The sequence below is a fragment of the Rhodanobacter sp. TND4EL1 genome (assembly GCF_054061035.1).
Genome location: NZ_JBSSDT010000001.1, coordinates 333,815 through 354,508, shown reverse-complemented (window position 1 = coordinate 354,508; position 20,694 = coordinate 333,815). Strand labels below are relative to the sequence as shown.

General features: G+C 62.3%; 16 protein-coding genes and 1 pseudogene. 7 read left to right on the top strand and 10 right to left on the bottom strand.

The genetic code is table 11. The features are described from left to right. Positions 1-3 precede the first annotated feature (3 nt). From bamB to ndk, 6 genes are all read right to left on the bottom strand, one after another. Entirely contained in the window at positions 4-1,200 is a 1,197-nt protein-coding gene (gene bamB / locus ACVWWQ_RS01695) for an outer membrane protein assembly factor BamB (protein WP_099652176.1), read from the bottom strand. Continuing rightward, positions 1,197-1,847 (bottom strand): tetratricopeptide repeat protein, encoded by a 651-nt coding sequence (locus tag ACVWWQ_RS01690; RefSeq protein ID WP_133950433.1) that lies wholly within the window; start codon positions 1,845-1,847, stop codon positions 1,197-1,199. Before ACVWWQ_RS01690 ends, bamB begins: the two co-directional genes overlap by 4 nt. 155 nt (positions 1,848-2,002) lie before the next feature. After that, positions 2,003-2,998: a helix-turn-helix domain-containing protein gene (locus ACVWWQ_RS01685; protein WP_133950435.1), complete on the bottom strand. Its 996-nt coding sequence runs from the start codon at positions 2,996-2,998 to the stop codon at positions 2,003-2,005. Continuing rightward, positions 2,995-3,783, bottom strand: a complete 789-nt coding sequence (pilW, locus tag ACVWWQ_RS01680; RefSeq protein ID WP_133950971.1) for a type IV pilus biogenesis/stability protein PilW — start codon at positions 3,781-3,783, stop codon at positions 2,995-2,997. Before pilW ends, ACVWWQ_RS01685 begins: the two co-directional genes overlap by 4 nt. Beyond that, on the bottom strand, positions 3,773-4,897 hold the full coding sequence (gene rlmN / locus ACVWWQ_RS01675; RefSeq protein ID WP_208321612.1) for a 23S rRNA (adenine(2503)-C(2))-methyltransferase RlmN: 1,125 nt from the start codon (positions 4,895-4,897) through the stop codon (positions 3,773-3,775). The genes pilW and rlmN overlap by 11 nt, the downstream gene beginning before the upstream one ends. A 15-nt stretch (positions 4,898-4,912) precedes the next feature. Further along, complete coding sequence (gene ndk / locus ACVWWQ_RS01670) at positions 4,913-5,338, bottom strand: nucleoside-diphosphate kinase (protein WP_099652181.1); 426 nt, start codon at positions 5,336-5,338, stop codon at positions 4,913-4,915. Positions 5,339-5,562: 224 nt separating this feature from the next. Between ndk and ACVWWQ_RS01665 the strand changes: the two genes are divergently transcribed. The 3 genes from ACVWWQ_RS01665 to ACVWWQ_RS01655 all read left to right on the top strand — a co-directional run bounded on the left by ACVWWQ_RS01665 (position 5,563) and on the right by ACVWWQ_RS01655 (position 9,936). Further along, positions 5,563-6,189, top strand: coding sequence for a TetR family transcriptional regulator (locus ACVWWQ_RS01665; protein ID WP_099652502.1), 627 nt, complete (start codon positions 5,563-5,565; stop codon positions 6,187-6,189). A 37-nt stretch (positions 6,190-6,226) separates the two neighbouring features. Continuing rightward, positions 6,227-8,614 (top strand): 3-hydroxyacyl-CoA dehydrogenase/enoyl-CoA hydratase family protein, encoded by a 2,388-nt coding sequence (locus ACVWWQ_RS01660; RefSeq protein WP_133950439.1) that lies wholly within the window; start codon positions 6,227-6,229, stop codon positions 8,612-8,614. A 116-nt stretch (positions 8,615-8,730) separates the two neighbouring features. Beyond that, entirely contained in the window at positions 8,731-9,936 is a 1,206-nt protein-coding gene (locus tag ACVWWQ_RS01655) for an acetyl-CoA C-acyltransferase (protein WP_133950441.1), read from the top strand. 99 nt (positions 9,937-10,035) lie between these two features. Here ACVWWQ_RS01655 and ACVWWQ_RS01650 read toward each other — a convergent pair whose 3' ends face one another. The 3 genes from ACVWWQ_RS01650 to ACVWWQ_RS01640 form a co-directional block, all read right to left on the bottom strand. Then, positions 10,036-12,354 (bottom strand): AAA family ATPase, encoded by a 2,319-nt coding sequence (locus ACVWWQ_RS01650; RefSeq protein ID WP_133950443.1) that lies wholly within the window; start codon positions 12,352-12,354, stop codon positions 10,036-10,038. A 51-nt stretch (positions 12,355-12,405) separates the two neighbouring features. Next, on the bottom strand, positions 12,406-13,014 hold the full coding sequence (locus ACVWWQ_RS01645) for a hypothetical protein (protein ID WP_133950445.1): 609 nt from the start codon (positions 13,012-13,014) through the stop codon (positions 12,406-12,408). A gap of 147 nt (positions 13,015-13,161) precedes the next feature. Continuing rightward, a complete protein-coding gene (locus ACVWWQ_RS01640; RefSeq protein ID WP_133950446.1) occupies positions 13,162-13,512 on the bottom strand; it encodes a carboxymuconolactone decarboxylase family protein in 351 nt (116 codons plus the stop codon). A gap of 234 nt (positions 13,513-13,746) precedes the next feature. Between ACVWWQ_RS01640 and ACVWWQ_RS01635 the strand changes: the two genes are divergently transcribed. The 4 genes from ACVWWQ_RS01635 (at position 13,747) to ACVWWQ_RS01620 (ending at position 18,370) form a co-directional block, all read left to right on the top strand. Continuing rightward, entirely contained in the window at positions 13,747-14,745 is a 999-nt protein-coding gene (locus ACVWWQ_RS01635) for an NAD(P)H-quinone oxidoreductase (protein WP_133950973.1), read from the top strand. A gap of 450 nt (positions 14,746-15,195) precedes the next feature. Then, positions 15,196-16,089, top strand: coding sequence for a formate/nitrite transporter family protein (locus ACVWWQ_RS01630; RefSeq protein ID WP_133950448.1), 894 nt, complete (start codon positions 15,196-15,198; stop codon positions 16,087-16,089). Between the two features lie 219 nt (positions 16,090-16,308). Further along, positions 16,309-17,877 (top strand): phospholipase D family protein, encoded by a 1,569-nt coding sequence (locus ACVWWQ_RS01625; RefSeq protein ID WP_133950450.1) that lies wholly within the window; start codon positions 16,309-16,311, stop codon positions 17,875-17,877. Between the two features lie 55 nt (positions 17,878-17,932). Next, positions 17,933-18,370: a DUF5329 family protein gene (locus tag ACVWWQ_RS01620; RefSeq protein WP_133950452.1), complete on the top strand. Its 438-nt coding sequence runs from the start codon at positions 17,933-17,935 to the stop codon at positions 18,368-18,370. 36 nt (positions 18,371-18,406) lie between these two features. On the opposite strand, the pseudogene ACVWWQ_RS01615 reads toward ACVWWQ_RS01620, so the two are convergent. After that, positions 18,407-19,885, bottom strand: a pseudogene (locus tag ACVWWQ_RS01615) (DNA translocase FtsK); the annotation flags it as partial. Positions 19,886-20,694: the final 809 nt, after the last annotated feature.

The following is a 20,694-nucleotide window of genomic DNA, read 5'->3' as shown; positions in this document are numbered from 1 at the left end:
CAATCAGGGCGAGGACAGACGATAGGCGCCGATATGGCCCTCGACGTCCTCGACGTAAACAATGTCACCTACGACCAGCGGCTGGGCACGAATCGCTTTCTTGGACAGACGCTGACGTGCGGCCAGGGCACCATCACCCGTCTGCAGCCAGTGCACATAGCCTTCCAGGTCACCCACCACCACATAATTGCCCTGCACGGCCGGGCCGGTCACCCAGCGGTATTTCAGCGAATCGTTCTTCCACATGTCGGTGCCGGTGCTGCGGTCGAATGACCACACCTGCGACTGGTCATCCACGCCGAAGATCGCCGTGGGGTTGGATGCCAGCGAGTCAAACGTGGAGAACGGATGCGACCACATCGGACGCCCGCTGGGGCCATCGACGGCGGTCAGGTTGCCGTGATAGGCGGCACCGTACAGGGTGCTGCCGTCCAGCAGGATCGAGCCGTCGGCATCATTCAGGCGATCAATCTCGGTGCGACCTTCGCCGCTGGCCAGCTTCTGCTCCCACAACTTGGCACCGTTGTCCTGGCGCACGGCGACCAGCTTGCCGTCATCGCTGCCGAAAAACAGCACGCCATTGGCCGCCAGCATGGTGCCGTTGCCACGCAGGCTTAGCAGCGGAACCGTGCCCTGATCGTAGACCCAGCGACGATGGCCGTCGGTGGCATCCAGCGCATAAATGCGGCCATCACCAGTGCGCACCACCACCATGTCGCCCACGATCACCGGCGAGGCCAGCACCTGGTCGCTCACTTCGACTTCCCAGCGCGGGCTGCCATCTTTGGCGCTCATGGCATACACGTGACCATCCAGCGTACCGACCGCCAGCAGGTCGCCAGCGACCGCGGGGCCGCCCGCGTATTCGGCGTCCTTGCGCTTCTTGTCGCCCCAGCCGAACCAGCCATGCGTGCTTGAGCTTTTCGACCACAGCGTCTTGCCGCTGTTGGCATCAATGGCCGCGATCTTGCCGTCGGTGCTGTCGGCGTACAACACGCCATCGACCACCGCCGGGCGCAAACGCACGCCACTCGCCTGGGCGCCATCACCGACCGTGGTTTTCCACAAGCGGGTGACCTGCACCGTCGGCTTGAAATCCTTGGCCAGCGGGGTCGGCGGCTGGACGTTTTCCTTCTTGAAGGAGTGGCAACCGGTAAGGGTTACCAGCGATGCCAGCGTGATCAACAGAAATCTTTTCATGCACCCTGCTTCCCGGCCACAGCCAGATCATCGATTTTCATCTGCAACGCACCGCGTTGCGGCGCTTCCTCGCCCAGCGCCGACATCGCAGCCTGATAGGACTTGCGTGCTTCGTCGGGGCGTCCAAGCTTGACCAGTACATCACCGCGGAGTTCCTGTGACAGCCCCTGATAGCTGTCTGCGGGAATCTTGTCGAGCGTGGCAAGTGCGGCCTTGCCGTTGTCGCTGGCCATTTCGACCTGCGCCATGCGCAATTGGGTGAGCGCCTTCAGACCAGGCTGGGTGGCGTGGCTCTCGGCCCACTCCAGCGATGCCTCGGCCTTGTCCAGCTGCTTCGCCTCAACCTGTTGCTTCGCACGATCACTGACGGCAAACACGGCAAACGGCGACTTGGCGTAATCCTTCATCAACTGATCGGTGAGCTGTGCGGCCATGTCGGTCTTGCCCGATGCCTGCGCGCTTTGCACCTGCTGATACAACTGGGACGCATCGGCCTCGTTGCGCGCCTGGTGATTGCGCCACTGCTGCCACCCGAAAATGCCGACCAGACCGATCGCGATGCCGACAATGATCGACACCCCATTTTCGCGCAGCCATTTCTGGACCAGTTCGCTCTGCTCGTACTTGTCGTATTCTTCAAATGCCATGCAGTCACCATTCAAAAGGCCGCGCGCCCGCGGACGCGTGCAGGGGCCTGTGCAATAAACCAAGGGAAAAGCCGGTCACGCCCACTCGTTACCGAGCGGACGTCAGTGGACAAGCATAACCGAAATGGCGCGCGCGAAGCGGCCCGGAACGGCGATCAGAGGCTGGCTGCGGATGCCTTGCCGTCTTGCATCTGCACGCGGAAACGCGCCACGTTGGCACGGCGGAAATCATCAAGGCCCACCGCGGCGCCATCGATCACCACCTGGGCTCCGCTGGCGTTGCCGATACGTACGTCCAGCGCCTGATTGCTGTGATACGTCTTGCTGACACCTGCGGGAAGCAGGCCGTATTCCAGGCGCGTACCGTCCGCCTGAACCACTTCCACCCAGCTGGCCGCTGACAAGGTCATGCTGAGGCTATGCTCGCCAATCCCCGCGTTGATAGCCGGTGCCGCCGGGCGTACGGGGGAAAGGCTGCTGTTTTCCAGGCTGGGAAACGGTGCCATGGAAGCAAGCAGCGGCTGGTTCTGATCCTGTACGGGCAGGATGGCCAGCGGAGCCGGCGGAAGGCTGTTGCCCGTTGCTTGGGGCTCGGTCTTGGCGACATCGCCTGCCGAGGCTTCAAGTTGTGCGACGGGTGCCGCATCGAGCGGGGCAAGATGGGCGAGGTCGCGGTCCAGCGTGCCACGCACGCCAAGCCAGATCATCGGAACCACGATGACCGCCGTCAGCACCACGTAGGTCGCCGCTGTCGCGTATCGATCCAGCAGGAAACGGGAATGCGAGATGCCGCCCGTCGCCACCAGCGGCGTTTCTATCTGCTTGATGCGGTCCAGTTCCACTTGGATGGAAGCGTCGTTGATGCCGAGAAAACGGCCATATTTGCTGATGTAACTGGCCAGATAGACCTTGGAATCGATGCCGTCATGCTGGTCGCGCTCCAGCTGGCGCAGCACCCTGGCCGGCAACTTGAGCGTGTGGGCACAAGTTTCCAGGTCCAGTCCGCGGGCTTCACGCGCTCCATGCAGGCGACTACCGAAACTTACCGCGTGGGGGTCTGCGGAACTCGTGTCCATCTCGGGCAAATTGATACCGGCCAGTTGGGACTTGTCGGAATCGTGCCCGGCCGGCTGAGACTGCATGGAATTCATGGGCTGGTAGCTGTATTCATGTGCTGCGCCTGCTCCGAGTCCGGAAACTGGCTCAGCAGTCGCTTGCTGTAGGTGAGGGCCCCTTCCCTGTTGCCCAGACGGCTTTCGATGTCGTGCCCCAGTTTCAGTGACGCTGCCGTGGGTTGACCCAGCGCATCGAATCGCTGGAGAAACGCCCTGGCGCGAAATGCATCCTTGTTCAGATAAAGCGTATTTGCAAGCTGGAAGAGTGCCTCCGCATTGGTCGGATTTCTTGCGATGGCGTCACGAAAACTCGCTTCCGCGCCGGCCACGTCATGGGCCCGCATGCGGCAGACACCGGCGTTCGTCAAGGCGACATCCGGGGTCTGGTAGAACGGATCGGCCACTGCCTTCCGGAAATACTGGTCAGCCTCGGCAATCTTGCCGGTATGGCAGAGAAACACACCGAGGTTGTTGTTGGGGGCGCCTTTGGCCGGCTCCAGAGCAGCAGCCTTGCGGTAATGCTCTTCCGCCTCGGGCAGCTTGTTGATGCGCTCGTAGATCACGGCGATAACCGTGTGCGCCGGTGCGTAATTGGGGTCGAATTGCAGCGCCTTGCTGACTTTGGCCAACGCGGTCTGCAGGTCGCCGGATTGCATGTAGCGCTGGGCCAGCTCGGTATGAATCCGGGCTGCGTCGGAAGCCTGATCCGACTGGCTGCTCTGCGGCATGCTCTTGCCGAGCGTGTTGCTGTCACTGTGCGTGGTGACGCAGCCTGCCAACGGCAACAAAAGCCCCAACAACACTCCCCCCTTAAACCGCATGCGATGTCCCCTCTTCCTGTCGCTTCTTGATGTCGGCACTGCGCCGGGTACGATCGGCGACCTGTCCGGCCAACTGGCCGCAGGCGGCATCGATGTCATCGCCGCGGGTCCGTCGCAGCATGGTCAAAACGCCCGCATTCAGCAACTGTGTCTGGAATTGATGGATATCCCCGGCGTCCGAACGTTTGAACTGAGTGCCCGGAAAGGGGTTGAACGGAATCAGGTTGACCTTGCATGTCGGCAGCTTGCGCATCAGCTTGATCAGCTGACGGCCATGCTCGGGCTGGTCGTTGATGCCCTTCATCAGGGTGTATTCGAAGGTGATCGAGGTGCGCGGCTTGCGCGCGACCCAGCGCTGACAGGCGGCCAGCAGGTCGGCGATCGGGTAACGCTTGTTGATCGGCATCAGTTCGGTGCGCAGATCATCATTGGCCGCGTGCAGCGAAACGGCCAGCGACACGTCGATCGAATCGGACAGCTGATCAATCAGCGGCACCATGCCGGCGGTGGACAAGGTGACGCGCTTGGCGGCCAGGCCGAAGCCCAGGTCGTCGCGCATCAGCTTCATGGCCCTCAATACGGGCTCGAAATTGGCCAGTGGCTCGCCCATGCCCATCATCACCACGTTGGTGATGCGGCGATTCTGGTGGGTGACGTTGCCCAGGTACTTCGCGGCTACCCAGACCTGGCCGATGATCTCGGCGGTCGACAGGTTGCGGTTGAAGCCCTGCGCACCGGTGGAGCAAAAACCGCAGTTCAGCGCACAGCCGATCTGCGAGGACACACACAAGGTGCCGCGGGTGGGCTCGGGAATGTAGACCGTCTCGATCGCATTGCCGCTGTCCATGCCCAGCAGCCACTTGCGCGTGCCGTCGGTGGCGACCTTGTCCAGCAAGTTCTTCGGTGCGCCGATGTAGCAGACCTCGGTGAGCTTGGCGCGCAGCGCCTTGCCCACGTCGGTCATGTTTTCGAAGTTGTCTTCCAGGTCATGGTAGATCCACTTCATCACCTGCTCGGCCCGATACGGCTTCTCGCCGATCTGCGTGAAAAAATCACGCAAGCCCTGGCGATCGAAGTCGAGCAGATTGACCTTGGGGGTCGCAGCAGTGGTCATGACCTGATTCAAAACTTACCTCGAACAAATCTCGGTGGCAGCGAAGAAATAGGCAATCTCGCCCTTGGCGGTGTCGACGGCGTCGGAGCCGTGAACGGCATTGGCGTCGATCGACTCGGCAAAGTCGGCGCGGATCGTGCCCGCAGCGGCTTCCTTCGGATTGGTGGCACCCATCAGGTCGCGATGGGCCAGCACGGCGTTCTCGCCTTCCAGCGCGGTGATCATCACCGGACCGGAAATCATGAATTCGACCAGTGCCTTGAAGAACGGACGCTCGCTGTGCACGGCGTAGAAGCCTTCGGCCTCCTGGCGCGACAGCTGCTTCATCTTGGCAGCGACGATCTTGAGGCCGGCTTTTTCAAAGCGTGCATAGATCTGGCCGATGACGTTCTTGGCAACGGCGTCGGGCTTGATGATGGAAAGAGTGCGCTCCAGCGCCATACGGGTCTGCTCCGGAAAAAACGGATGAATGGGAAAGGGGTGGTCGCCAGTCGAGGCCGGCAATGGGCCAAACCTGTCAAGGATTGAGGATTTAGCTCGCGAAAGTGTGACAGATTCTAACTCATACGCAAGTCACGAGGCGTTTGCAACAAACGATCGTTTGACGTTCGCGGAGCTCTCCGCGTATGCTCAAACGATCGTTTGAACTGGCCTCTGGCCGATGGATGGTTCCGCCTGTGAACAGCTCCGTCTCAACCAAGGAACGCATCCTCGGCGCTGCCGAACTCCTGTTTGCCCAGCGGGGCTTTGAAGGCGCCTCGCTGCGCCAGCTGACCGCCAATGCCGGGGTGAACCTGGCGGCCGTCAATTACCACTTCGGCTCCAAGGAAAAGCTGGTCGAGGAAGTGTTTCGTCGCCGTCTGGACGCGCTGAACGAAAGCCGACTGACCGCGTTGGCGAAGATCGCTGGCGCACCGGAAACTACGCTGGAAGACGTGCTGGAAGCCTTCATCCGTCCCGCGCTGGATCTTTCCCACGATGACAGCGGCGCCCTGTTCATGCGCGTGCTGGCCCGAGCCTTTGCCGAGCACGACGACACCCTGCGCCAGTTCCTTTCCGCGAATTACGGCCACGTGATGCGTCAGTTCACCGCCGAGTTTGCTCGCCTGCTGCCGCAACTGAGCAAGCAGGAGTTGTACTGGCGCATCGATTTGGTGACCGGTGCGCTGACCCATGCCATGTCCGGCTTCGGCATGATCCAGCGCAAAAGCGATGTCAGCGAGACCACCCATCGCGAGCAGACCGCCCTGCACCTGATCCGTTTTGCCGTGGCTGGCCTCAGCCACCCCTGAACCATCTGTCCCACCTCTTGCCCGTTTGGAGAAGCCAATGACTGCTGCATCCTCCCCTACCTCCGGCCTGCGCATCCGCAAGGCCGCCGTGCTGGGCGCCGGTGTCATGGGCGCGCAGATTGCCGCGCACCTGACCAACGCCGGCGTCGAAACCGTGTTGTTCGACCTGCCCGCGAAGGAAGGCCCGAAAAGCGGCATCGCGCTGAAGGCCATCGCCAACCTGGCCAAGCTGTCGCCAGCACCGCTGGCCGACAAGGCGCTTGCCGCCTCGATCATTCCGGCCAATTACGACGACGATCTTGATCATCTGAAGGACGTCGATCTGGTCATCGAGGCGATCGCCGAGCGGATGGACTGGAAGCTCGACCTGTACAAGAAGATCGCCGGCCACCTGTCGAAGACCGCGATCATCGCCTCCAACACCTCCGGCCTGTCGATCAACGGCCTGGCCGAGGCGCTGCCGGAAGAAATGCGCCACCGCTTCTGCGGCGTGCACTTCTTCAACCCGCCGCGCTACATGCACCTGGTCGAATTGATTCCGACCAAGCTCACCGACAAGAAGGTGCTGGACGGCCTGGAAGCCTTCCTCGTCACCACCGTTGGCAAGGGCGTGGTGATTGCCAAGGACACCCCGAACTTCATCGGCAACCGCATCGGCGTGTTCTCGATGCTGGCTGCGATGTACCACACAGACCAGTTCAAGCTCGGCTTCGACACCGTCGATGCGCTCACCGGTCCGGCGCTGGGTCGCCCCAAGAGCGCCACCTACCGCACCGCCGACGTGGTCGGTCTGGACACCATGGCCCACGTCATCAAGACCATGGCCGACACCCTGCCCGACGATCCGTGGCACCAGTATTTCAAGGCGCCGGTGTGGCTGCAGGGCCTGATCGACAAGGGCGCGCTGGGTCAGAAGACCGGCGGCGGGTTCTACAAAAAGGTTGGCAAGGACATCGTCGTGCTGGATGTGGCCAAGCAGGATTTCCGCCCGTCTGAGCAGAAGCCGTCCGATGAAGTGGCCGCGATCCTGACGATCAAGGACCCGGCCGAGAAGTTCGGCAAGCTGCGCGCCTCCAGCGATCCGCAGGCGCAGTTCATCTGGGCCACCTTCCGCGACCTGTTCCACTACACCGCTTTCCACCTGGCCGACATCGCCGACACCGCGCGCGATGTGGACTTCGCCATCCGCTGGGGTTACGGCTGGAAGCTCGGCCCGTTCGAAACCTGGCAGGCCGCCGGCTGGCAGCAGATTGCCGAGTGGATCAACGAAGACATCAAGGCCGGCAAGGCGATGAGCGACGCGCCCCTGCCCGCCTGGGTCACCGACGGCCGCAAGGGCGTGCACAACAAGGACGGTTCGTACTCGGCTAGCGCCAACGCCGACAAGCCGCGTTCGCAGCATCCGGTGTACAAGCGCCAGCTGTTCCCCGATCCGATCCTGGGCGAGAAGTTCGATACCGGCACCACGGTGTGGGAGAACGACGGCGTGCGCCTGTGGACGCTGGGCGACGACGGCATCGGCATCCTCTCGTTCAAGACCAAGATGAACACGGTCAACGACCACGTGCTCGACGGCGTGCAGCACGCGATCAGGCTGGCCGAGGAACAGCTCAAGGCGGTGGTGATCTGGCAGACCGGCGAGCCGTTCTCCGCCGGCGCGGATCTGAAGGGCGCGCTCGGTCTGCTCAAGGAAGGCAAGTTCGACGACTTCGACAAGATGGTCGCCAACTTCCAGGCCACCAGCATGGCGATCAAGCATTCGCTGGTACCGGTGGTTTCCGCCGTGCGCGGCATGGCCTTCGGGGGCGGCTGCGAGTTCCAGATGCACTCGGCGCGCACCGTGGCGGCGCTGGAAAGCTACATCGGCCTGGTCGAGGCCGGCGTGGGCCTGCTGCCTGCCGGCGGCGGTCTGCATGAGCTGGCGATCCGCGCGGCGAAGGCCAATCCGGCCGATCCGTTCGAGGAGCTGAAGAAGGTGTTCGAGACCGTGGCGATGGCCAAGGTTTCCGCCAGCGCGTTCGAGGCGAAGAACCTGGGCCTGCTGCGCGACAGCGATATCGTGGTGTTCAACAGCTACGAGCTGCTCTACATCGCCAAGCAGATCGCCGGTGCGATGGCCGAAAGCGGCTACCGCCCGCCGCTGCCCGCCAACGCCATCCCGGTCGCCGGTGATGTCGGCACCGCCACGTTCAAGGCCTCGCTGGCCAATCTGCAGGCCGGCTACTTCGCCTCGCCGCATGATGTCGACATTGCCACGCGCATCGCCGACACCCTGTGCGGTGGCGTGATCGAGCGCGGTTCGACCGTCGACGAGGCATGGCTGCTGGCACTGGAGCGCAAGCACTTCGTGGAACTGGCCAAGACCGAGAAAACCCAGGCCCGCATCGCCCACACCATGACCACCGGCAAGCCGCTCAGGAACTGACCGCCCCCGATGCCCTCCCCTTCAAGGAGAGGGCTGGGATGGGGATGGTTGTCCCGCAAGCCACGACACAACTTCGCCCAAACCCGCGCACCGCGCGAAGGGCAACGGAGAACAAAATGACCAAGCAAGTGCAAGACGCCTACATCGTCGCCGCCACCCGCACCCCGGTCGGCAAGGCGCCGCGCGGCGTGTTCCGCAACACCCGCCCGGACGACATGCTCGCCCACGTGATCCGCGCCGTGATGGCGCAGGCACCCGGGATCGATCCACACCGCATCGGTGACGTCATCATCGGTTGCGCCATGCCCGAGGCCGAGCAAGGCATGAACGTGGCGCGCATCGGCGCGCTGCTGGCCGGCCTGCCCGATACCGTGCCCGGCGTCACCGTCAACCGCTTCTGCTCGTCCGGCCTGCAGTCGGTGGCAATGGCCGCCGACCGCATCCGCCTCGGCGAAGACGACCTGATGATCGCAGGCGGCACCGAAAGCATGAGCATGGTGCCGATGATGGGCCACAAGATCGCCATGAACCCCGCGATCTTCACCGACGAAAACATCGGCATCGCCTACGGCATGGGCATCACCGCCGAGAACGTGGCCAAGCAGTGGAAGGTCAGCCGCGAACAGCAGGACGCGTTCTCGGTCGAAAGCCACCGCCGCGCCCTCGCCGCCCAGGCCGCCGGCGAGTTCAATGACGAAATCAGCCCGTTCGCGCTGGACGATCATTACCCCGACCTGGCCACCCGCAAGATCATCACCGACAGCCGCACCATCACCGCCGACGAAGGTCCGCGTGCCGGCACCACCATGGAAGTGCTGGCCAAGCTGCGCACCGTGTTCCGCAACGGCCAGTTCGGCGGTACCGTCACCGCCGGCAACTCCAGCCAGATGTCCGACGGCGCCGGCGCGATCCTGCTGGCCAGCGAAAAGGCCATCAAGGAATACAACCTGCAGCCGCTGGCCCGTTTCGTCGGCTTCTCCGTCGCCGGAGTCCCGCCGGAAGTGATGGGCATCGGCCCGAAGGAAGCGATCCCGAAAGCACTCAAGCAGACCGGCATCACCCAGGATCAGCTCGACTGGATCGAACTCAACGAGGCTTTCGCCGCCCAGGCACTGGCCGTGATGGGCGACCTCAAGCTCGATCCGAGCAAGGTCAATCCGCTCGGCGGCGCGATTGCGCTGGGGCATCCGCTCGGTGCCACCGGCGCGGTGCGTATCGCCACGCTGGTGCACGGCATGCGTCGGCGGAAGCAGAAGTACGGGATGGTGACCATGTGTATCGGTACCGGCATGGGTGCGGCGGGGATATTCGAGGCGCTCTGATCGACTCGATCAAGACTGGAAACAGCAACGGCGCTGTAGCGATACTGCGCTGTTGCTATTTACGAGGTTGTAGTTGGTGCTACTACAACCGCTCCGACTTCACGGGGCAGCCTGTATCGCGGCTTCCATCTCCTGATAGTGAATTGCGTCTACCTCTTCAATCCAAACAAAAATATCCCGAACCACGCTCTTACCCTCACCCATCATGTTCTCGGCAGCATCGTCATTGATGTCGATGACTACACTGTGGGAATACTTATTAATGAATCTGTAAACCTTCTCGCGCGTTTCCTCTGTCGTCTTGACGCAGCCTTTCTGGCCACACTCGAGAAGCTGGGCAATGTCTGCCCGATGCCTGGGATACTTGAAACTGAAAAACGTCTCGAGAAGCTTTCGAGCTAGGTTAGCTGCTAGGAAAGCCTCATCTCGGTTGAGCTCATCCTTAGTCTTGAACGCGGCTAACCTCTGATAGATATAATGATATTCAGAGTTGTAGTCGGTCAATGATTGGCTTGCGTCAGCCAGTGAGGAAGATCGCGGAAGGTCATTGGTTGACTCAATGGTGTAGAAGAACGACACCGGATCCTTACCCTTCTTGGCTCTATTTTTGTTCCGCCCGCTCATCCAGTCCCGCACGAGCTTGAAGTATGTGAAGTTGTGGGTAAGCACAAACAGCTGCATGGCCGCGTCACAGCGGTTTCTGAGGAACGAGTAGGCATGGAACAAGTGGTTGGAATCGAAGCTCGACACTGGATCGTCTACCACCACCACAGTACTCTCGATGCGGTTGTCGTTTTCCGACAACTTGGTGATGAAGTACACGAAGGCAATCGCTGTCTTCTCACCTTCGCTTAGATTCCCGTCATGCTTTGGAACACCGTTACGGATAATTTCGTATCCGCCAACATTCTTGTTGAACACAAGACTCAACTCCGAACGCCCAAGAAACCTGTGCAGTGACTCGTTGAAGTTGGAAGCACCGATTCCCTCATTCGAGAGAGAGTCCTCGATAGCTTGGATGGAAACACGCCGTTCCTCAATTTCTTTTTTCAGGGTTTCGATCTTCTCCTGAAGATTTTTCGTAATGTCTGCGCTGTCGAAATATGCATACTCTTGGAGCGCACGTGCCACAAGATTTTTCTCAAGATGTGTTTTGTTCTTCTTGATCTCGCCTTCGAAATTCTCTGTTTTTTCGTTATGGCGCATGAGAATTCCTGCCACCAACGCAACGCAGGAATGTGCCTCCTCCACCACAGCTGCCGGAATGGCGCCAGCAGTGGCAGTCGTATCCCCTGGATTCCTCACCTTCTCATCGAGGGCTTTAGCCCAGCCGATGACATGGTTGTTGAGTTCATCAACAGCGAGATTGGCGGCTTTCAGGGCATCGACATACTCACCCCTGAACTCTTCATAGAGAAACGCCTCGCTCGGCCACGCTCCCATCACCACCATGCGGTTGGATAACGAAACTTTCGCTGCTTCCAGTTTTTTCTGGAGGTCCGTATATGCCTTGCTGAAGTGGCCCTCCAGCTGTTGGAGTCTCGCGGTGGTCAATTGATTGCCGCAGAACTCACATGAAGCTGAGCTGTGCTCTTTGTGGATTTTTAAGCCAGCGTCAACCCAGTCGCGGATGTTAGAGTGGTCTTCTAGGCGCTGCACGACCTGATTGACCGCGCTCGACGAAAGCAATCTAGAAAGCTCGGTGTGGGCATCCACAAAATCCTGCTCGTTGCATTTGACGAGAGGAACCGCGACCGCGTCCATCTTTGTCGGCTTTGCAGCTTTGGTGATGCGGAGAATATCGTCGTCATCGAGGACAGCGGCTACGTCCTTAACTTGTTCCGAGTGAGTCGTGATGAAGTTCTCGAACTTTCGCTTGTCGTAATTAAGGTAATAACTGTCGCTGGTATCGATTGATTGCAAACTGGACTTGAGGTTCTTCGCACCGCGGCTCAGAAATGTTTCTCGCTCAGTTCGTGCCCTTTCGGCAGCAGTCAGAGCCCCCTTGAGAGCCTCATCGTCGGCATTTTGTCTAATCTTCATGCCATCTAGTTTGGCCTTGTCATCGATCTTCTTCTTGTCGACCAGCAAGATTCCTTTAACGCGATTGTCCCAGTCGATGTTTTCCTTCACGAAGTCAAGATTGAATGTGCGGATGTTGAGCGTCGACGCAGCAATCGTCTTTTCCGTGATGACGCCGCCGCCATCTAGATCAATCGAGAATTCAGAAGATGGAAAACGTACAGACGCGCTGCGTTTTTCAATACAGGTGAACAAATTCGACAGGGTCGACTTTCCGCTTCCATTCCATCCATAGATAAGGTTGTACTGCCCAAAGGGCGTGGCCTTGCTGCCCGCGCAGTCCTTAAAAATGCCGAAGTTGCGGAGTTTCGCGATACGCCTAATCACAGTGTCCATCTCCTTGAAAGTCCTTTTACGTCTGTATCTGCTTAGCGAAACGGGGCAGGTTTATTTACCAGCGCCCTGTTGCGCCCGAAACACCCGTCTAACCACCGGATCCAACACATCCACCTGCCGCCTCTGCTGAAACAGCGCCCGCTCCCCTGCCCCGAGCTGGCAATTCCGCGACAACGTATCCGCACCTTCCGACGTCGTCGCCATCACGTCCTGCAGGTTGACGACCACGCTCAGCGTGTCGCCCAGCGGTTCCAGTGCGAGGCAGACGTTGTCAATGGTGGCCATGCTGCGGTACTGGCCGCCGCCGACCATCACCAGCAGGTTCGCGTTGTCGATCCACACGACGGATTGCACGCCTTGCAGTGGGCGCACGGCGGCGCGGGCGGCTTCGTGGTCGATCGGGCGCGACGGGTCGGCCAGATGCATGGAGCGCATCATGTCCTTGTGCATCGCGTCGACATGGCCCTGCATGGCGCGCTGATCGCCGGTGAGGCCCGCGACTTCGACGCCGGCGAGGTGGCCGGCGGTGACGAGTGGGTTCGTCGAGCCCGCCTGTTGCGGTCGGCGGGTGTTTGATGGCGTTTCCGCGTCGGTTCTGCTGCAGCCTGTGGCGGCGATGCAGGTGATGGCGGCGGCGATCAGCCAGCGTTTCGTGGTCATCCATTCCCCCCGGAATACGCGATCAAGAGTAGCGCAAAGATGCGACGCCGTTCACGTTATGCACCACGCCACGGTGTGTTGTGGCGCTGATCGCGAGATCAAGAGCATGAGCAGGGATGCCGGCCAATGCCGCGATCCTTGCTGCGTTCAGCTCTTGCCGCCGAACTCCTCCCACGCCCGCACCGCATCGGCTGCGTACATCAGCGACGGGCCGCCGCCCATGTACACCGCCACGGCCAGCGTCTCAGTCAGCTGCGCGTAACTGGCACCCATGCGGACCAGCGCCTTCACGTGAAAGCCGATGCAACCATCGCACCGGCCGGCCACGCCAATCGACAAGGCCATCAGCTCCTTGTCGATGCCCGACAACACACCCGGCTCCATCGCGGCCTTCGACATCGCCGAAAATCCATCCAGTGTGCCGGGTTGCGCGGCGCGCAACGTACCAACCGCCTTGCTGAGATCCTGAGTCAATTCTTTGTAGGACTTGCTGGACATGAGCGCGCTCCGCGTCGTGGTGATGCCTTCAATCTAGAGCTGATTCAGCCGCTTGCGAGGGGATGCGACAGCGTGTCACGGTGGAGCGGACTCCACCGTTCCGGATCCTGGTGTCCGGCAGGCCTTCGCCTTGGTGCAGCGGACTTCACTTCCGCCGTTGTCGCTTGCGCGCATCATGGTGTCCTAGGCTTGGCTGATCCTTTCCCACCCTGACGGAGCCCCACCATGACCACCATGCAAGCGGTCGAAATCACCCACCCTGGCGCAGCGGACGTACTGCAGCTGACCAAGCGCCCCATCCCTCAGCCGGGACCGGGTGAAGTGCTGATCAAGGTGGGCGCTTCCGGCGTCAATCGGCCGGATGTGTTTCAACGCCAGGGCAATTACGCGCCACCGCCGGGCGCCTCGGATCTGCCCGGTCTGGAAGTGGCCGGCGAGCTGGTCGATGGCGATGTCGGTGGCGACAACCCGTTCGGCCTCAAGCACGGCGATGCGGTCTGTGCCTTGCTGGCCGGTGGGGGTTACGCCGAATACGCGGTGGCGCCACTCCTGCAATGCCTGCCCGTCCCGAAGGGACTTGCGCTGCTCGAGGCGGCGGCCCTGCCGGAGAACTATTTCACTGTGTGGAGCAATGTGTTCGATCGCGGACGCCTCGGCACCAGCGCCGACGGCGCACCGGAATCCCTGCTGGTGCAAGGCGGCTCCAGTGGCATCGGCGTCACCGCCATCCAGCTGGCCCACGCGCTCGGCCATCGCGTATTCGCTACCGCCGGCAGTGCGGAGAAATGCGCCGCCTGCGAAAAGCTGGGCGCCACGGCGATCAATTACCACGAGCAGGACTTCGTCGAGGAAGTGAAGAAGCACACCGATGGCCGCGGTGTCGACGTGATCCTCGACATGGTCGCCGGCGACTACGTACCGCGCGAACTGGAACTGCTGGCCGACGATGGCCGACTGGTGTTCATTGCGACCCTTGGCGGCAAGCGCGCCGATATCGACGCCTCACTGATCATGCGCCGCCGCTTGACCATCACCGGCTCCACGCTGCGGGCACGACCCGTCGCGTTCAAGGCCGCGCTGGCCGGGCAACTGCACGAGCGCGTGTGGCCGTTGCTGGAATCGGGCAAGGCCAGGCCGGTGATCCATCAGGTCTTCCCTGCGCGCGAGGCCGCGAAGGCGCATGCGCTGATGGAGAGCAGCGCGCACATCGGGAAGATCATGCTGGCGTGGTAGGCGCAAGCTCAAGAGGGAGCTGCGCCCCCCTCTTCCGAGTGACAGCTGCTTGTCAGCGCTGTCGGTGGTCGGCGGTCCCACCTACGCCGATCCGTGGCCGTGATGACGCGCCGTCAGCGACGCGTCAATTGATGATTCAATCAGGGAAATCAGCGGATGCAGCCCCGTTCATGGCCAGGACTCGCATGGTCATCCGTCGCCCGTCTGCCACGTTGCCTGACACGAACCTGAGCCATGGGCGCCGTGGCGTGGACCATGCAGGTTCGGTCGGGATTTTCGTCGATCTTCACGCGCGCTTGCACCCCTTCGGTATCTCGTTGGGGAAATTTTCGTGGAGCGACCCCACATGCCCCCAGTCGAGATTGTTCGGCCGTCCCTCGTGCACGATAAGGTTCGGTACCTCGTCGAGGCGATCCCTGGTGCGTATGCCGGCAAACGGAACCGTTGACCATGACCAAACCACCTTCGGAAACACCCGACAAACAGAAGGACGACGACAAAACCGCCGGCGAAAACCAGGCTGCCGGTGACGACAACGGCTTTTCGCTTTCACGCGAGGAAAAGGACGAGGTCGAGAGAAAGCGTCCGCCCCGTGCCGCGGTACTGCACGAGATCATCCGCAGCGAGGGCGAGCAGGAGCTCAAGCGCAGTGTCAGCGCGCTGGGCTGGTCGTCGCTGGCAGCGGGGTTGTCGATGGGATTTTCGATGTTGGCGCGTGGCGTACTGTCTCGCTATGTGGGCGACCTGCCGGGTGGTTTCCTGATTTCATCGTTCGGTTACACGTTCGGCTTTCTGCTGGTGGTGCTGTCGCGCCAGCAGCTTTTCACCGAGAACATCATGACGGCGGTGTTACCGGTGATGACGGAGCCGACGCTGAAGAATTTCGGCTGCTTCTTTCGCCTCTGGTCGGTGGTGATCGCGGGCAACCTGATCGGCGCGACCCTGTTTGCCTACGGCCTGCTGCACATGCAGCAGTTCGACGCAGCCACTGAGGGTGCGTTCGTCAAGCTGGGCGAGGAGTTGATGCGGAACTCGCCGTGGCAGATGTTCACCAAGGGCATCCTGGCCGGCTGGCTGATCTCGATGATGGTGTGGATGCTGGCGGCCACCGAGCGGTCACGCTTCATGGTGATTCTGGTGACCACGTACGTGATCGCCATCGGCGGATTTACCCACATCATCGTGGGCTCGGTGGAGGCCATGTATCTGGTGTTTGCCGGAAAGCTCGACTTTCTCCACTGCGTCACCGGGTTCGCGCTGCCCACGCTGGCCGGCAACATCGTCGGCGGCAGCCTGATCTTCGCGCTGATCAGCCATGCCCAGGTGCGCAGCGATGTGGAATGAGTGGCGCCCGGGCTCGATCCGGGCAACACCATCCTCCTCATCATGAGTCAAGCGGTACGTTTGAAACCCGCACACGAAACGCATGAGTCGCCGACAGCAAAAATGCCCAGTCCATCCACCACAGTCGCGCGGAATTCACGGCGGGCTTTGCAAAGTATGGTGATTGGGGCGAATGACAGCCGCGGCCCCTTCGGTACGCGGCGCGAAAGGCGGGTAAGCATGCGGCAACTCATCAGTGTGTTCGGCTCGGCGTTGCTGGCCCTGTCCCTGGCGGCCTGCACGCCGCCGGCACCGGTGGTCAAGCCGGTATCGAAGGCTTTGCCGCCGGCCACGAGCACGCCGGGCGCGCGCTACGTGCATGCCGAAGCAAACCGGCACCAGGATCAATCCGGTTTCCGCCTGCTGATGCGCAGCACCAATGCGCTGATGAGTCGCGTGGCGCTGGCCGACCACGCGCAGCATTCGCTCGATCTGCAGTACTACATCTTCGACAACGACGCGACCGGACGCCTGGTCGCGCAGCGGCTGCTGGCCGCGGCCGATCGCGGCGTGCGCGTACGCCTGCTGGTAGACGACATCAATGCCAGCAATGCGATCGACCTGTTCGATGCGCTGGATACCCATCCGAACATCGAGGTGCGCCTGTTCAATCCATTCGCGACCAAGAAGCCGTCGCTGCTGTCCAAGGCTACCCAGTTCGTGCTCGACACGCACCGGCTTAACCGGCGCATGCACAACAAGTCGTTCATCGCCGATGGCAATGTGGCGATCGTGGGCGGCCGCAATATCGGCGATGCGTACTTCGATGCGGGCAACAACACGAACTTCCGCGACCTCGACCTGGTCGCGATCGGGCCGGTGGTGGAACAGGCTTCGCAGGCGTTCGACGCGTACTGGAACTGTGACGCGGCCTATCCGGTGAAGGCTTTCAGCGGCAAGCACGCCGACCACTACGATCTGGCCAAGTTGCGTGTGGAACTGGCACACGATGCGCGCGTGTTCGCGCAATCGGATTACGCCCAGGCCACGCTGGAGCATCTGCCGAACGGGCCTTCCGCCGATCGACCCGGCAGCTGGTTCTGGGGCCCGGCCACCTTGGTGGCGGACCAGCCATCCAAGATCGAAGCCGGTCCCGACCAGGCGCAGTTGCGCATCGGTCCGGACATCAAGGTGATGACCGACGCCGCGCAGCAGGAGTTGCTGCTGATCTCGCCCTACTTCATTCCGGGCGACACCGGCACCGCCTATCTCGATGCGCTCGCCAAACGCGGCGTGACGGTCAAGGTGCTGACCAACTCGCTCGCCTCCAACGATGAGCCGATCGTGTATTCCGGCTACTCGCGCTATCGCCGCCCCTTGCTGGAAAGCGGCGTGCAGATCTATGAGCTGCAGCCCGCCGCCGGTGCGCCGCAACCGGCGACCAGCGGCGGCACCTCGTCCGGCGTGAGCCTGCACGCCAAGGCGATCGTGGTGGATCGGCAGAAAGTGTTCGTCGGCTCGATGAACATGGACGCGCGCTCGAAATTGCTGAACACCGAGATGGGCATCATCGTCGACAGTGCGCCACTGGCTGCCGCGGTGACCGAGTTCTTCAACACCGCCACGCTGCCGGAATATGCGTACCGGGTCTCGCTGAAAGCGGATGGCACGGCGAAGGGCGGCGCCATGCAATGGCAGGCCACCGAACAGGGCAAGCCGGTGACTTACGACCATGACCCCGGCGTCACCACCAGTCGCCGCGTCGAGGTGCAGGTGTTGAAATTGCTGCCGCTGGAAAGCCTGCTCTAGCAGAACGCAACGACAGCCCACCCGACCACGCTTCAGCAACGAACGGATTGCGCCCATGTTCACTACTCGCCGCCTCGCCGCAGCCGCCGCGTTTGCCCGCCTGTGCTCCGGGCTGGCCGCGTGGCTGCTGGTCGTCGTGCTGATCTCGCCAGCTTTCGGTCAGCAGCCCGCGCCACGGCAGGCGCCCACCGAGCAACAGAAAATCGACTACCTGATTGCCACCGTCGCCGGCCTGCACGACGCCGAATTCATCCGTAACGGCACCGCCTACGATGCGTCACAAGCGGCTGCCCACATGCGCCTGAAACTGCGTTTTGCCGGCAGCCGGGTGAAGACCGCCGAGGACTTCATCACCTGCTGCGCGACCGGCTCATCCGTTTCCGGCATCAACTACACGATCCGCTTTGCCCACGGCCCTGACGTCGATGCCGCCACCTGGTTGCGCGGCAAGCTCGCCGCCTACGAAGCCGGCAACGCCTTGCCCAGGCACTGATTCAAACGCAGCCCACGCGGGGCGGCCACGTGATGCCTACAGGTCGTCGTCTGCCAGCGCAGGCGCCAATACCTCGCGCGCGCCGTTGTGCCCCGGTGGCGAGACCAGTCCGGCTGCCTCCATGCTCTCCACCAGTCGCGCGGCGCGGTTGTAGCCGATGCGCAATTGGCGTTGCACGAACGAGATCGACGCGCGCCGGCTGCGCAGCACGAAGGCGACGGCTTCGTCATACAGCGGGTCGAGTTCCGCATCGCCGCCCTCTTCGCCAAACAGATCGACAGCGCTGCCGGCCGGACCGGCAAGAATGTCGGTGCGATACGCGGGCGGGCCATGCCGCTTGAGGTGAGCCACGACGCGATGCACGTCCTCGTCGGAGACGAAGGCGCCGTGCACGCGCTGCGGGTAACCGGTGCCCGGCGGCAGGAACAACATGTCGCCGGCACCGAGCAGGGATTCGGCGCCCATCTGGTCAAGGATGGTGCGCGAGTCGATCTTGGACGACACCTGGAACGCCACGCGGGTGGGAATGTTCGCCTTGATCAAGCCGGTGATGACATCCACCGAAGGCCGCTGCGTGGCCAGGATCAGGTGAATGCCGGCGGCACGCGCCTTTTGCGCGAGGCGGGCGATCAGCTCTTCGATCTTTTTGCCGGCCACCATCATCAGGTCAGCCAGTTCGTCGATGACCACCACGATCATCGGCAGCGTATCGAGCAGTTCGGGCGGCATGCCCGCTTCGGTCACCGGCTTGTACAGCGGCGTGCCGGCTTCGCGGGCCTCGCGGATCTTCTGGTTGTAGCCAGCGAGGTTGCGCACCCGCAGTTCCGACATCACGCGGTAGCGCTCCTCCATCTCCGCCACGCACCAGCTGAGTGCATTGGCGGCCAGCTTCATGTCGGTGACCACCGGTGCCAGCAGGTGCGGAATGCCCTCGTAGATTGACAGCTCCAGCATCTTCGGGTCGATCATGATCAAGCGCACTTCTTCCGGCGTGGCCCGGTAGAGCATCGACAGGATCATCGCGTTGATTGCCACCGATTTGCCCGAGCCGGTGGTGCCGGCCACCAGCATGTGCGGCGCGCGAGCCAGGTCGGTGACCACCGGTTCGCCGGTGATGTCCTTGCCCATCGCCATGGCCAGCGGCGAGTGGTGATCGCGATAGGCATCGGAGCGGAAAATATCGGCCAGGCCGATCATGTGGCGGTGCTCGTTGGGCAGTTCCAGACCCATGCAGGTCTTGCCGGGGATGGTTTCAACCACGCGGATCGAGGTGCGGCCCAGCCCGCGCGCCAGATCCTTCATCAAGGCCACGATCTGGTTGCCGCGCACGCCCACGGCAGGCTCGACCTCGTAGCGGGTGATCACCGGGCCGGCCGAGGCACCCACCACGGTCACTGGTACCTTGAACTCGCTGAGCCGCTGCTCGATCAGGGCACCGGTGGCCGTCAACGATTCGGCCGAGACCTCATCGACCGTATCGGACTGGGTCACCAGCAGGTCCAGTGGCGGCAGGTCGAACCGCGAGGGCGCGGCTGGCAAGGTCGGGGTCGAGGGGCCTGCGTGCGGCGGTGCAGCCGGTACGGCCGCCGACGTGGCAACCGTGGGCGCATCGTCATTCGATGCGTGGCGCAAGGCGGGCGACAGCGCCTGAGTGGTGGGCCTGGCCGGAAATTCGACGGGGCGCGTGGCAGGCGCAACAGGCGCGCTCGCCTCTGGCAGGGTTGTCGGTGTCGGTACCGCGGGAACCACCGTTGGCGTCGCCGGCTCGGGCGCAGGTGCGGGTACCGGCGCGACCGGTTCAGCGACCGGGCGCTGCTGCACTGGCGATGGCATCACCATCCGTGCGGGTTCGACCTCAGTGGCCAACTCCGCCGTGACCGGATTGCTGAGCGCCCGCACGATGCTGGCGGTCGAGGTCCTCGGCAGGCGTACGCGAGCATCGAACGGACTGGCTGCCTCACGCGCCGTCGGCGTGGGCAATGCAGTCGATTGGCGGGCATGCGAAGGTGCACGCTCATGGCTCGACACCACCGTCCTTGGCGGCACGGGGATACGGCCTCCGTCGGCCACCGGCGTGCGTGTTCGCCCGCTGCCCTGACGCCTGGTTTGCGGGGATGAGGTGCGACGCCTGTTGCGACCGCGCAGCGGTACGGATTTTCGCCAGCGGGACCACAAGAAGCCGACGGCCGCCACAACCAGGGCGACGAAAAAGAAGGTGAGCATGGGACTGTGGAGCTTCTTCCAGGCAAATTCAGGTCGCCATGCTACTGCATGCGTCGCGTCGACCCACGGGCAACGTCCCGGGACGCTGGCTCCGTGACCGG

Coding starts and splice junctions, on each gene's coding strand:
- ACVWWQ_RS01650 (WP_133950443.1), bottom strand. CDS start 12,354: ATGGACACTGTGATTAGGCGTATCGCGAAACTCCGCAACTTCGGCATT.
- ACVWWQ_RS01635 (WP_133950973.1), top strand. CDS start 13,747: ATGCAAGCGGTCGAAATCACCCACCCTGGCGCAGCGGACGTACTGCAG.
- ACVWWQ_RS01620 (WP_133950452.1), top strand. CDS start 17,933: ATGTTCACTACTCGCCGCCTCGCCGCAGCCGCCGCGTTTGCCCGCCTG.
- ACVWWQ_RS01655 (WP_133950441.1), top strand. CDS start 8,731: ATGACCAAGCAAGTGCAAGACGCCTACATCGTCGCCGCCACCCGCACC.
- ACVWWQ_RS01640 (WP_133950446.1), bottom strand. CDS start 13,512: ATGTCCAGCAAGTCCTACAAAGAATTGACTCAGGATCTCAGCAAGGCG.
- bamB (WP_099652176.1), bottom strand. CDS start 1,200: ATGAAAAGATTTCTGTTGATCACGCTGGCATCGCTGGTAACCCTTACC.
- ACVWWQ_RS01645 (WP_133950445.1), bottom strand. CDS start 13,014: ATGACCACGAAACGCTGGCTGATCGCCGCCGCCATCACCTGCATCGCC.
- ACVWWQ_RS01685 (WP_133950435.1), bottom strand. CDS start 2,998: ATGAATTCCATGCAGTCTCAGCCGGCCGGGCACGATTCCGACAAGTCC.
- ACVWWQ_RS01630 (WP_133950448.1), top strand. CDS start 15,196: ATGACCAAACCACCTTCGGAAACACCCGACAAACAGAAGGACGACGAC.
- ACVWWQ_RS01665 (WP_099652502.1), top strand. CDS start 5,563: ATGGTTCCGCCTGTGAACAGCTCCGTCTCAACCAAGGAACGCATCCTC.
- ACVWWQ_RS01690 (WP_133950433.1), bottom strand. CDS start 1,847: ATGGCATTTGAAGAATACGACAAGTACGAGCAGAGCGAACTGGTCCAG.
- ACVWWQ_RS01660 (WP_133950439.1), top strand. CDS start 6,227: ATGACTGCTGCATCCTCCCCTACCTCCGGCCTGCGCATCCGCAAGGCC.
- ndk (WP_099652181.1), bottom strand. CDS start 5,338: ATGGCGCTGGAGCGCACTCTTTCCATCATCAAGCCCGACGCCGTTGCC.
- rlmN (WP_208321612.1), bottom strand. CDS start 4,897: ATGACCACTGCTGCGACCCCCAAGGTCAATCTGCTCGACTTCGATCGC.
- pilW (WP_133950971.1), bottom strand. CDS start 3,783: ATGCGGTTTAAGGGGGGAGTGTTGTTGGGGCTTTTGTTGCCGTTGGCA.
- ACVWWQ_RS01625 (WP_133950450.1), top strand. CDS start 16,309: ATGCGGCAACTCATCAGTGTGTTCGGCTCGGCGTTGCTGGCCCTGTCC.